Raw genomic sequence first — 12,346 nt, forward strand, 5'->3', positions numbered from 1 at the left:
GTACCAGATGTCCAGGAAGGGCGTGGCGGCAGGGGCGAACGCGCCGTCGATCTCGCCGAGTCGGGCGGGCTCCCCCGCGACCAGTCCGGCCGCGGCCAGTTCGGTGGCGCGCACGCCCCCGAGCAGCAGCGAGGCGAGCGCCCCGACCGGCATCCGCACGTCGGGCTCGGCGTCGGTGGGTTCCACGACCGCGGTCCCGGCGTCGTCGATGCGCACGGCCCAGGCGCCGTGCGCGAAGCCGAGGGGGTCGTCGATCCCGAAGACCATGTCGAGCGCGCCCGAGTAGTCACGGGATGCCAGAGCCCGCGGCACGTCGAGCACCCTGAGCCAGTGGTGGTCGGTGAGGGTGGCCGTGACCGCCCGGCGGTCGGAGATCATCCACTGCACCGGCGGGGCCGGCGGCTGCAGGTCGGCCTTCACGCGGGCGACGAGGTCGTGTTCGAGGGCGAACCGCCACAGCGCCGCGAGCGCCTCGTCGCCGTCGGCGAACAGCGCGCGCACCTGCAGGTCGTGGGCGGTGTAGTCCTCGCGCTCGTCGAGCGTGTACACCAGGACGCCCCGCTCGACGCCGTCGAGGTCGCGGTACGCCACGGCGCGGATCTTCTTGGCATCCTTCGACTCGGGCGTCAGCCCGGCGACACCGCGCCAGCGGCCCTCCCACCCGGGGACCGCACCCGGCCGGCGCACGCGGATGCGCTCGTGCACCGCGGCCAGCCGCTCGGGCAGGCTCTCGGGCGCGACGAAGTCCAGACGCCCCGGTGCGACCGGACCCGTCCAACGGGGGCGGCTGGTGTCCACGACGACGTCGGCCGCCCAGGCGGCGGGAGAGAAGCCCCACCGCCCGTAGATCGTGGCCTCGGTCACGGTGAGACCCGCCAGGGCGTACCCCGCGGCGGCGGCCGTGCGCAGTTCGCCCGTGAGCATCGCCCGTGCGATCCCGCGGCGGCGGTGCGTGGGCGCGACCGTGACCGCGCTGATCGACCACAGCGGGAGCGTGCGGCCCGGCGAGACGGTGAGCTCGCTCGCCCACGAGTCCACGGTGGCGACGGGAGCCTCGGGCACGGCGCCCGCGCGGTCGAACACTCCCGTGAGTCGACGATGGCGCAACGACTTCCGCGCGCTCTCGACCTCTTCGGCGGTCGGCTCCTCGCCGAGGAATCCCCGCGACACCGACCTCAGGAACGGTGCGAAGGCGTCTCCGTCGGGGTCGACCAGGGCGTACTCGAGGCCGGATTCGGCCAGTGCGGTCGAGGAGGCGGTGTCCAGCGGAAGGGTCGAGGTCTGCGTCGGAGCCATGCCCCCAGCCTAGAGACGACCGGGGACACTCCGCCCGCGGGCCTCAGTGGGTCGCTTGGATGGAACGCAGGCGGGACAGCACCTGGTCGCGCAACTCGTCCGGCGCCGTCTCCTTGCACGCCCGGGCCACGACCTCGGTGAGGGTCCGGGCCACGAGCGCTTCGTCCTGGCATCCGGGGCAGTTCTCGAGGTGCTCGCGGATGTCGTTGTGCTCGGTCTTGCAGACCTCGTTCCGGAGGTACTCCTCCAGATCGCGTCGGGCCTTGTCGCAGCCGCAGTCGCTCATTTCTTCACTCCCGTCGCGGCCTGGATGCCGCGCTCCTTCGCATAATCCGACAGCAGGTCGCGCAGCAGCCGCCTGCCGCGGTGCAGACGGCTCATGACCGTGCCGATCGGGGTCTTCATGATGTCGGCGATCTCCTGGTAGGCGAAGCCCTCGACGTCGGCGAGGTACACCGCCATCCGGAAATCCTCGGGGATCGACTGCAGGGCGTCCTTGACGACGGACGCGGGCATGTGGTCGATCGCTTCGGCCTCGGCCGAGCGGGCGCTCGTGGCCGTGGTCGACTCGGCGCCGCCGAGTTGCCAGTCCTCGAGGTCGTCGATGGCGCTCTGATAGGGCTCGCGCTGCTTCTTGCGGTACGTGTTGATGTACGTGTTCGTGAGGATGCGGTACAGCCACGCCTTCAGGTTGGTGCCCTGGGTGAACGTCGACCACGAACCGAAGGCCTTGACGAAGGTCTCCTGCACGAGGTCGGCCGCGTCGGCCGGGTTGCGCGTCATGCGCATCGCCGCCGCATAGAGCTGATCCATGAAGGGCAGCGCCTGCTCTTCGAACTGCGCGCGAGGCTCCGTCGCATCTGCCGTGTCGTCCATCAGACGCAAGTCTACGTCGGGCGTTCCCGACGCCCACTGCAGCGCCGGACGCTGGAGAAGTGCGGTCATGTGTCGTCCCCCTTTCAGTAGGGTAGGAACCGATGAGCGACCACGGGTATTCCCCCCTTTCCCCGACCGCCGCGCCGCGCGGAGAATGGACCGCGCCCGTCGCCGACACGGCGGTGGATGCCACGGTGACCGTGCCCGGCTCGAAGTCGCTGACCAACCGCGAGCTCGTGTTGGCGGCGCTCGCCGACGGCCCGGGCGTCCTGCACGCGCCCCTGCACTCCGACGACTCCGCCCGCATGATCGACGCGCTGCGGGTCCTGGGCGTGGAGATCGAAGAGGTCGACGAGGGTTCACCCTTCGGGCCCGACCTGCGCGTGACGCCCCCCGCCGCCTTCACCGGCGGCACGACCGTGGATTGCGGTCAGGCCGGCACCGTCATGCGCTTCGTGACGCCCGTCGCCGGACTCTCCCGCGGCGACGTGCACCTGACAGCCCACAAGAGCGCCCTGCACCGCCCGATGGGCGCGATGATCTCGGCGTTGCGCGAGGTGGGCGTCGACATCGACGACGGGGGCAACTGGACCCTGCCCTTCACCGTCCGCGGGCACGGACACGTGCGCGGCGGCGAGGTCGAGATCGACGCGAGCCAGTCGAGCCAGTTCGTGTCGGGGCTGCTTCTGTCCGCGCCGCGCTTCGACGTCGGCCTGCACCTGCGGCACGTGGGCTCGCGCCTGCCGAGCATGCCGCACATCGACATGACCATCGAAGCGCTCGCCCACCGCGGCGTCCACGTGGAGCGTCCGGCCACGGGCGAGTGGATCGTCCCCGCGGGCCCCGTGCGCGCGAAGGACATCGCGATCGAGCCCGACCTCTCCAACGCCGCCCCGTTCCTCGCGGCGGCGATGGTCGCCGGCGGCTCCGTCGCGATCACCGGATGGCCGGCGCACAGCACACAGCCCGGTGCGCTCCTCCCCGAGATCCTCGGCGAGATGGGCGCGCACGTCAGCCGGCGCGGCGGCACCCTCACCGTCACCACCGGCGACCGCATCGTCGGCGCCGAGCTCGACCTGGCCGCCGCGGGCGAGCTGGCGCCCACGATCTTCGGGCTCGCCGCGTTCGCCGACGGCCCCACGACCCTGCACGGGATCGGGCACATCCGCGGCCATGAGACCGACCGCATCGCCGCCCTCGTGGGCAACCTGCGCAGCCTCGGGGGCGAAGCGCACGAGCTCGAGGACGGCATCCGCATCGTCCCCGCTCCTCTCCACGGCGGCGAGTGGAAGGCGCACCACGACCACCGGATGGCCACGACGGGCGCCCTCATCGGCTTGCGCACCCCGGGCGTCGTGATCGACGACATCGGCACCACGGCGAAGACCCTGCCGCAGTTCGCCGCCCTCTGGCACGCGATGCTGGGCACCGATGTCTCGGGCTGACGCGTGAGCTGGCTCGACGACGACGCCGACGACGACGAACCGGAATTCGACGAGTCGTCGGTCCGGGTCCGCCCGAATCCCAAGGGGAACCGGCCGCGCACGAAGCGCCGACCGGCGCACGCCGACGCCCGCATCGCCCGGGTCCTGGCCGTCGATCGCGGCCGCTACACGGTGCTGATCGACGAGGACGGCCCCGACGAGCGCCGCGTGCTCGTCACGCGGGCCCGCGAGCTCCGCAAGCAGGCCATCGTCAACGGCGACCGCGCGCGCGTGGTCGGCGATCTCTCGGGCACCGAGGGGACGCTCGGCCGCATCATCGGGATCGAGGAGCGCACATCGCTGCTCCGCCGCAGCGCCGACGACACCGATCAGGTCGAGCGCGTCATCGTGGCCAACGCCGACCAGATGCTCGTCGTCGTCGCCGCCGCCGACCCCGAGCCGCGCGAACGCCTCGTCGACCGGTACCTCGTCGCGGCCCTGGATGCCGGCATCCGTCCGTTGCTCGTGGTGACCAAGACCGACCTGGCCGACCCGAGCGAGTTCCTCGCGCACTTCGACGGCGTCGACCTCCGCGTGTTCACCAGCGGGCAGGACGCCATGCCGCTCGAGCGCATCGGCGAGGCTCTCGTCGGCCACTCGACGGTGTTCGTCGGGCACTCCGGCGTCGGCAAGTCCACGCTCGTGAACGCCCTGACCGGGTCGGTGCGCGCCACGGGCCACGTCAACGAGGTGACCGGGCGCGGGCGCCACACCTCGTCGTCGACGGTCTCGCTGCGCTACCGGGGCCCGGCCGGGTCGGGATGGGTCATCGACACCCCGGGCGTGCGCTCGTTCGGCCTGGGGCACGTGAACCCCGCGAACGTCCTCGCCGCCTTCACCGACCTCGCCGAAGTGGCCGAGGAGTGCCCGCGCGGCTGCACGCACCTGCCCGACGCCCCCGACTGCGCGATCGTCGAGGCCGTGGCATCCGGTCGCCTGGGTCCCGGAGCGGCGGCCCGACTGGATTCGCTGCAACGGCTGCTCACGACGTTCCAGTCCATCGAGCGTTCTAGGCTGGAGGGGTGACGACTCTCGAAGCCGGCCAGGCCGCTCCCGATTTCACCCTGCTCGACCAGGACGAGCACCCCGTCTCGCTGAGCGACTTCCGCGGTCGCCGCGTGATCGTGTACTTCTACCCCGCGGCGCAGACGCCCGGATGCACGACGCAGGCGTGCGACTTCCGCGACAGCCTCGCGTCGCTGCAGGGCGCGGGGTACACCGTGCTCGGCGTCTCTCGCGACACCCCCGAGAAGCTGCGCTCCTTCCGCGACAGCGACGGACTCACCTTCCCGCTGCTGAGCGACCCCGACCACGCGGTGCACGAGGCGTACGGCGCGTGGGGCGAGAAGCAGAACTACGGCAAGACCATCACCGGCGTGCTCCGCTCCACCTTCGTCGTCGACGAAGAGGGCCGCATCGTCGAGGCGCAGTACAACGTCAAGGCCACCGGCCACGTCGCGCGCCTGCGCAAGGCCCTCGGCCTCGCCACGGCCTGACCGCCCGTCCCCCTCGCCCTTCAGCGCTCCACGTCAGAGCCCGCCGCGGACACGACGAAGGAGATCCGAGCCCCGAGGACGGCCGCCGCCCGTGATCACGCGGCGACCGAACGACGCGGGCCCCGGTCTTCCTTCGTCGTGTCCGCGCACGCTGACCCGCGGGACGTCCCACGCGCGGGCGCGGGCCGGCGGACGGGTCCGGGCCGACGTGCGGGTGAGGATGCCGCGCGTCAGGCGTCGTCGCGGCGTCGCGGGGCCGCGGCTCGCACGGCGAGCACGAGCAGGATGAGGCCCACGACCGCCGGCGCGGCAATGAGCAGCGCGGTCGTGGCGGACGCCCACTCCCCCGTCACGGCGCCGATCGCGACCGACAGGATCAGCAGCTGCGTCACGATGCCGCCGGAGCGCCCGGCCGAGACGTCGCGCGCTGTCGCGACGGCGAACGCCCCGATCGCGGCCGCGCCGATGACGGTGAGCACGATGAGCGCGAGCGAGCTGACGACCGAATCGGTGTCTCCGCCCATGAGCGCGACCACCTGCCACCCGGCGAGGGCCAGGATGCCGACCGCCTCGAGTCCGAGCACGAGAGCTGCCAGAAGACGAACCGGCATCACCGCATCCTTCCCGACGAGTGTTTCGCCGGCGTTGCAACCTGGAAACCTGCCGGTTACCTCTTGATCGGCCGGAAGCGCTGTGGGAGCATGGAAAAAGCCGTGTGCTCCCACAGCGACGTGGGGCGAGCGATCGCTCGCGTTCCCACCAGGGTACCGGACCCGAACCCCGGTGCCCGCCGATGAAAATCTTCCGCAACAAGGAGCACCCCTATGGATTGGCGCGACAAAGCAGCCTGCCTGACCGTCGACCCCGAGCTGTTCTTCCCCGTGGGCAACACCGGCCCGGCGGTCGACCAGATCGAGAAGGCCAAGTCGGTCTGCGCGCGCTGCACCGTCACCGAGGTCTGCCTGCAGTACGCCCTCGAGTCCGGCCAGGACTCGGGCGTGTGGGGCGGCCTCTCCGAGGACGAGCGCCGAGCCCTCAAGCGTCGCGCCGCGCGCGCCCGCCGCGCGTCCTGACGACGGTCTCGGCAGAGACGAAACCCACCCCTCGGGGTGGGTTTCGTCGTTTCCGGCGGGTCACAGAATCAGTGATTCGCACAACCTCAGCGGGTTCCGCCGCCGCGCCCGGAGGTTGCGCGCATCGCTGAGCGTGCGACCCGCGGCGGTCAGCCCGCCGAGCGGTCGATGTAGCGCAGCGGGATCTCGATCGTGACCTCGGTGCCGTTGCCCATCAGGGTGTGCCAGTCGATCGTGCCGCCGAGTTCGCCCTGGATCAGCGTCCGCACGATCTGCGTGCCGAGGCCCCGGCCGACCTGCCCCTCGGGGAGACCGACACCGGTGTCGCGCACGCGCACCTCGAGCATTTCGTCGCCGCGCTCGGCCGAGATCTCGACGTCGCCCTCCTGGCCGGCCAGTCCGTGCTCGACGGCGTTCGTGACGAGTTCGGTCAGCGCCAGCGCGAGGGGGGTGGCGTACTCGCTGGGCAGCGTCCCGAAACGGCCGGTGCTGCGCGTGCGGGCACGGGTGTTCGGGGCCGCCGCCACCTCGGCGACGAGCTTCAGCACGCGCGCGAACACGTCGTCGAAGTCGACGTTCTGCGCCAGCCCCTCGGACAGGGTGTCGTGGACCACCGCGATCGCCGAGACGCGCCGCATGGCCTGGGTCAAGGCATCCCGGGCTTCGTCGGAGTGCGTGCGTCGCGCCTGGATGCGCAAGAGGGATGCCACGGTCTGGAGGTTGTTCTTGACGCGGTGGTGGATCTCGCGGATCGTCGCGTCCTTGGTGATGAGCTCCTGCTCCTGGTGGCGGATCTCGGTGACGTCGCGGCTGAGCACGATCGCGCCGATCCGCGTCCCGCGGTCGCGGAGCGGGATCGTCCGCAGCGACACCTGGACGCCCCGCGCCTCGATGTCGGCGCGCCACGGCGCCCGACCGGTGACGACGATGGGGAGCGACTCGTCGACGTCCTGGCGCTTGGCGGGGAGAATGCGCTCGGTGACTTCGGCGAGGGACTCCCCCTCGAGCTCGTCGTCGAAGCCCATGCGATTGAACGCCGAGAGCGCGTTGGGGCTCGCGAACGTGGTGATCCCGTCGACGTCGAGGCGGATCAGGCCGTCGGAGGCACGGGGCGCCCCGCGCCGCGGCGAGGTCGGGGCCTTCAGATCGGGGAACTCCGCCGACGAGATCATGCCGAACAGGTCGTCGGCGCAGTCGTTGAAGGTGATCTGCTGGCGTGAGGGGGTGCGGGTCTCGCCGAGGTTGGTGTGGCGGGTCAGCACGCCCACGGTCGCCACGGCGTGCCCTTCGCGAGAGAGTTCGCGCACGATGGGCACCGCGCGCACGCGCGTCGGGGTCTCTTCGAACCAGTCGGGGGATGCCGAGTCGACGATGCGTCCGCTCTGGAACGCCTCGCGCACCTGCGTCCGCCACTGGGGGCGCACGCGGTCGCCGACGATGTCGCGGTAGAACAACGTCGCCGCTCCCCCGGGCCGAGTGTGCGCGACGGCGACGAACGAGTCGTCGGGGGTCGGCACCCAGATCACGATGTCGGCGAAAGCGAGGTCGGCCAGCAGCTGCCCGTCACCGGCGAGGCGGTGCAGCCACTCGACATCGGCCTCGCTGGAGCGGCCCTGGGCGTAGACGAGTTCGCTGAGTGTCGACACCCCTCCACACTAGAGGCCCGCATCCCACGGGAATGCCGCTGCCCCGGGTGCACGCACCCGGGGCAGCGGCGGAGGGGGTCAGGCCTGCGTCACGCCCACCGTGTAGGTGGCCTGCGACGAGCCGTACGCGACCGCGCCGGTGGTGACCCCGAAGGAGCGCACCAGAACGATGGCGTTGGCCGTCCCTCCGACGGTCGGCACGGTGGCGAACGTCGGAGAGACGTATCCGTCCGCGTCGGGGTCGAACTCGAGCACGTCGGTGTCGGTGAGGCTCACCGTCACGACGGAGCCGTCGGCCAGCGGCATGCCGTCCCGTGCCACGTCGATCGACAGCGGGAACGAGTCACCCACCTCGACGTCGGAGATGTCGTACGCGCTCGCCGTGATCTGACCGGAAGCGGAGGCCGCGGGAGCGGCGACCGCGACCGCGACGACCGGGACGCTCCAGGCGAGGGCGGTGGTGAATGACCGCCGCGAGACGCCGTCGGCGGGAGTGGACTTGTTCATGATCAGGTGTTCCGTTCCTGGGTGAAGGCGATACCGGTGACGACGCTCACCGCGTCGCCGTGTAGGAGAGCGCGACGGTGTTGGCACCCGACGCGCCGGCGATCTCGACGGTCGCCGCACCCGCCGGGAGCGAGGTCAGCGCCGTCTTGAAGATCGCTTCGGCCGAGGCCCCCGGGGCGAGGGACGAGAGCGTCTTCGTGCCGTACGCGCTCTTCACCCGCACGGTGACCGTCTCGGGCGAGGTGTTCTTCACGGTGACCGTGAGGCGCGCCTTGCCCCCGACGACGGCGGCCGTCGCGGTGCCGTCGATGGTGAGGGCGGTCGCCTTCGCCACGACCGTGAGCGCGGGGAGGGTGACCTTCGTCGCCCGGGAAGCCGCGGCGGTGATCGTCACGGTGCCGACGCCCGAGGCCGTCACCGACGGAGCGGCGGCCAGACCGAGAGCGTCCGAGGTGACCCGCACGCTCGTCTTGCCACCGGCGAACGTGGCCGGCCCCGAGACGGTGAAGGTCACCGAGACGCCCGCCATCGCGTGCCCGGACCCATCGGCGACCGAGACGCCACCCGGCGCTGCGGTGTCGCCCACGACGACGGTCCGCGCCGTCCCGCGCGCGGTCAGCACCGGCGCATCGGTCGAGCCCACCGACGCCAGCGACGCCGAGGCGACGGCGGAGACGTTGCCGGCCTTGTCGGTGGCACGCGCCTGAACGGTGTGTCCCCGGGAGTCGACGGTCAGGGCGGCGGAGTACGCCGTCCAGACGCCGCCGTCCACCCGGTACTCGGTCGAGGCGACACCCGAACCGGCATCCGTCGCCGAGACCGTCACGGTGCGACCGCTCACGGAAAGTGCGACCTGAGGCGCGTCCCGGTCGACCGCCACGGAGACGGGGATGCGCACGACGCTGCCGCTGGGCTGTGCCCGCACGATGATCTGGCTGGCGGCGACCGCGTCGGCGGGCACCGTCAGGGCGAGGTTCGCCGCGCCGCCCGACACCGTCACGGGTGCGAACGTGGCAGAGCTCCCGACCCACTCGACCGTCGCCGTGGTGTTGACGGGGCTACCGGTGGAGGTGAGGTCCAGGCCCGACACCGCGAGCGAGAGCGAGGACGTGGCCGTGACGGGGGCCGACGGGATGCCGGTCACCTGGGCTGAGCGCCGAGCGAAGTCGGGCGCGAGCCCGGGGTTCGCCTTCACGTAGTCGATCCACGCGTCGCGGTCGATGAGGCCGGAGTCCTTCGTTCCGGTCCCCTGCGTGAAGATCCGGAAGTTGTCGCCGCCCTGCACGAGGAAGCTGAACGACCCGATGCGGTACGAGGCGGCGGGGTCGATCGGCGCGCCGTCGACCGAGATCGAAGTGACCCGATCGCCGGCCGCGCGGGAGGCGTCGAAGGTGTACGCGACGTTCTTCGACAGACCGAGCTTCAGGAAGGGCCGAGAGGGCACCGTCCCGTCCGGGTTGGTCTGCCACTGCTGCTCGAGCAGGGTCTTGAACTGCGCGCCGGTCAGCGAGGTCGTCCACAGGTTGTTCACGAACGGGAGCACCGCGTTGGCTTCGGCGTAGGTGACCACGCCGTCGGGAGCGTACGCCAGGTCGGCGCGGAGGCCGCCCGGGTTCACCACACCGATCTGCGCGCCACCCCGCTCGGCCGAACCGAGGCTGGCCACGAGCGAGTCGGCCACGAGGTTGCCGAGCGTCGACTCCTTCGACCGGTCGTCGCGGGAGCCGCCACCGTACACACCGTTGGTGTAGGCGCCACCGGCGAACGCCGTCGTGATGTCCTTCGACACCGACCCGACGGGCTGGTTACCGATCTGCGCGGCCGCGGCCAGGGCGGCATCCGTGATGCTCTTGACCTGGGCGACGCGCGGGTAGGTCGACACGAGCGTGTTCGTGGCCACCTTGGTGCGGGCGACGTTGGCACCCGTGTAGGAGAGCACGTCGCCGGTCGTGTCGGACACCGTCAGGACGACGTTGCCGATGTTCTCGCCGTAGTTTCCGGTCTGGATGACCGGGCGCGTGCGACCTTCGACTCCGGGGACCGGAGCGTCCCACGCGTACGTCTTGTGCGTGTGCCCGGTGAAGATCGCGTCGACCTTCGCCGAGGTCTCGGTGACGATCTCGGCGAACGGGCCGCCCGCCGCGATCTCCTGCTGCAGGGTCGCCCCGTCGGGGGTGCCGGCGCCGGCGCCCTCGTGGTACGCGGCCACGATGACGTCCGCTTCACCGTTGGCGGGGTCGCCGTCGGTCAGCTGGGCCGCGACGCGGTTGGTGGCCTCGACGGGGTCGCCGAAGTCCAGGCCACCGATGCCGCCGGGCGAGACGAGCGCCGGGGTCTCCTGCGTGACCGTGCCGATGACGCCGACCCGCAGACCCGACACCGTGCTGATCGCGTACTCGGGCAGCGCCGGTGTGGTCGTCCCCTTCCGGTACACGTTGGCACCGAGGTAGGCGAACTTCGCGTTCGGGCCCGTGCCGACCACGCGGTCGACGAGGTCGGCGAAGCCGCGGTCCAACTCGTGGTTGCCGATGGCGGAGGCCTTCAGGTCGAGCGCGTTGAGCACGTCGATCGTCGGCTGGTCGTCCTGCGAGGCCGACGCGAACGGCGAGGCGCCGATGTTGTCGCCGCTGGAGAGGAAGAGGGTGTTGTCCTCTCCGTACTGGGCGCGCAGCTGCTCAACGGTGCCGGCGAACTGCGGGGTGTTGGCGTCGATGCGCCCGTGGAAGTCGTTGATGTCGACCAGGTTCACCGTCGCGGTGGGGGTGAGGTCGACGCCGACGATGACGGGGTCGTGGTCGCTGGAGCGGAACGCGGAGGTGTCGTAGAAGTTCGTCGCGTTGTAGTTGTAGCGGCTGTACTCCAGAGCGATCGACTCACCCGAGTTGATGTTCCAGATGTCCGCGCCGCGGACGCGCGAGTCGGCCGACGACGACGCGAAGACGTGGTCGAGCGATCCGCTCTGTCCGCTGAACGAGTAGGAGTACTTGCCCGACTTCGACCCCTGGTCGATGTAGCCGGCGTTGGTGAGGACAGCGATCGGGTCTTCCTTCGAGTAGGCGTTGAAGTCGCCCATCAGGAACACCTTGTCGGTGCCCCACTCGCTCTTCAGACCGTCCGCGAAGGACACCAGGTCACCGGCCTGCGCGACGCGCGAGGCGTTCGAGGCGCCCTGACCGTCGCCCTTGTCGGCGTTCTCGCCACTCCCCGACCCCTTCGACTTGAAGTGGTTGACGATCGCGATGAACTCCGAGTCGTCGCCCTTTCCGACGAGGCCGAACTTCTGCGCGAGCGGGCGGCGAGCGTTGTCGAAGGCCGAACCCGTGGTGAGGATGCGCGAGTCGCCCTCGGTCCGCACCGCCGCCTTCTTGTAGATGAAGGCGGTCCGGATGACGTCCTCCGTCGCCGGCAGGGCAGACGGGGATGCCACGAAGGCCCACACGTCGCTGCCGGCCGCGGTGTTCAGCGCCGCGGTGAGGGTGCTGAGCGCGGTGTCGCGGTTCTTGCCGAAGGCGGCGGAGTTCTCGATCTCCTCGAGGCTCACGACGTCGGCGCCGAGGGCGGTGATCGCCGTGACGATCTTGTCCTGCTGGCGCTGCAGGTTCGTGCCGTTCGCGGCGCCGCGGGCGTCGCAGCCCGTGTTGACGGTGATCGGGTTGCCGGCGCGGTCGTTGTAGAAGGAGCAGCCGGAGAGGGTGTCACCCGTGGTGGTGAAGTAGTTCAGGACGTTGAAGGTCGCGACCTTGATATCGCCGCCCACCGCGGCGGGAGCCTCGGCACGCACGCGGGAGAAAGCCGCCGGAGACACCGAAGCGTCGTTGTCGGCGGTCAGCTGCGTGGTCGGCTGGAACTTCCAGGCGTTGTTGCGGTAGTCCAGCACCACCGGTCGCGTGAACGTCGCCGCGGCGCCGACCGAGACGGTGGTCTTGCTCAGGTACGGCAGCGGGATCGCCTTGTTGGCGGTGCTGCCC

Annotated in this window: 11 protein-coding genes; 4 read left to right on the plus strand and 7 right to left on the minus strand. The window is 71.1% G+C overall.

Annotated elements, in window-relative coordinates; all coding sequences use genetic code 11:
* From LQV45_RS09545 to LQV45_RS09555, 3 genes are all read right to left on the minus strand, one after another.
* On the minus strand, window positions 1-1,296 hold a 1,296-nt coding region (locus tag LQV45_RS09545; RefSeq protein WP_230006808.1), incomplete at its 3' end, for a GNAT family N-acetyltransferase.
* Window positions 1,297-1,339: 43 nt separating this feature from the next.
* Window positions 1,340-1,582, minus strand: a complete 243-nt coding sequence (locus LQV45_RS09550) for a zf-HC2 domain-containing protein (RefSeq protein WP_138173331.1) — start codon at window positions 1,580-1,582, stop codon at window positions 1,340-1,342.
* Window positions 1,579-2,241, minus strand: a complete 663-nt coding sequence (locus tag LQV45_RS09555) for a sigma-70 family RNA polymerase sigma factor (protein WP_138173333.1) — start codon at window positions 2,239-2,241, stop codon at window positions 1,579-1,581. Before LQV45_RS09555 ends, LQV45_RS09550 begins: the two co-directional genes overlap by 4 nt.
* Before the next feature lie 32 nt (window positions 2,242-2,273).
* On the opposite strand from LQV45_RS09555, the gene aroA reads away from it, so the two are divergent.
* From aroA to bcp, 3 genes are read left to right on the plus strand one after another with little or no spacing between them, the layout of a single operon-like run.
* Window positions 2,274-3,617, plus strand: a complete 1,344-nt coding sequence (aroA, locus tag LQV45_RS09560) for a 3-phosphoshikimate 1-carboxyvinyltransferase (protein WP_230006809.1) — start codon at window positions 2,274-2,276, stop codon at window positions 3,615-3,617.
* Window positions 3,618-3,620: 3 nt separating this feature from the next.
* A complete protein-coding gene (gene rsgA, locus LQV45_RS09565; RefSeq protein WP_230006810.1) occupies window positions 3,621-4,682 on the plus strand; it encodes a ribosome small subunit-dependent GTPase A in 1,062 nt (353 codons plus the stop codon).
* Window positions 4,679-5,152, plus strand: coding sequence for a thioredoxin-dependent thiol peroxidase (gene bcp, locus LQV45_RS09570; protein WP_230006811.1), 474 nt, complete (start codon window positions 4,679-4,681; stop codon window positions 5,150-5,152). Before rsgA ends, bcp begins: the two co-directional genes overlap by 4 nt.
* Window positions 5,153-5,382: 230 nt before the next feature.
* Here the strand turns inward: bcp and LQV45_RS09575 are convergent, their stop codons facing one another.
* Window positions 5,383-5,763 (minus strand): histidine kinase, encoded by a 381-nt coding sequence (locus LQV45_RS09575; protein ID WP_230006812.1) that lies wholly within the window; start codon window positions 5,761-5,763, stop codon window positions 5,383-5,385.
* Window positions 5,764-5,976: 213 nt separating this feature from the next.
* Between LQV45_RS09575 and LQV45_RS09580 the strand changes: the two genes are divergently transcribed.
* Window positions 5,977-6,225: a WhiB family transcriptional regulator gene (locus LQV45_RS09580; protein WP_013583608.1), complete on the plus strand. Its 249-nt coding sequence runs from the start codon at window positions 5,977-5,979 to the stop codon at window positions 6,223-6,225.
* A gap of 149 nt (window positions 6,226-6,374) precedes the next feature.
* Here the strand turns inward: LQV45_RS09580 and LQV45_RS09585 are convergent, their stop codons facing one another.
* The 3 genes from LQV45_RS09585 to LQV45_RS09595 all read right to left on the minus strand — a co-directional run.
* Window positions 6,375-7,871, minus strand: coding sequence for a sensor histidine kinase (locus LQV45_RS09585; RefSeq protein ID WP_138173343.1), 1,497 nt, complete (start codon window positions 7,869-7,871; stop codon window positions 6,375-6,377).
* A gap of 78 nt (window positions 7,872-7,949) precedes the next feature.
* Window positions 7,950-8,378 (minus strand): hypothetical protein, encoded by a 429-nt coding sequence (locus LQV45_RS09590; protein WP_138173345.1) that lies wholly within the window; start codon window positions 8,376-8,378, stop codon window positions 7,950-7,952.
* Between the two features lie 46 nt (window positions 8,379-8,424).
* Window positions 8,425-12,346 (minus strand): ExeM/NucH family extracellular endonuclease (locus LQV45_RS09595; RefSeq protein WP_230006813.1); only part of this gene is annotated, 3,922 nt, incomplete at its 5' end.

The sequence above is a fragment of the Microbacterium sp. Bi128 genome (assembly GCF_918698205.1).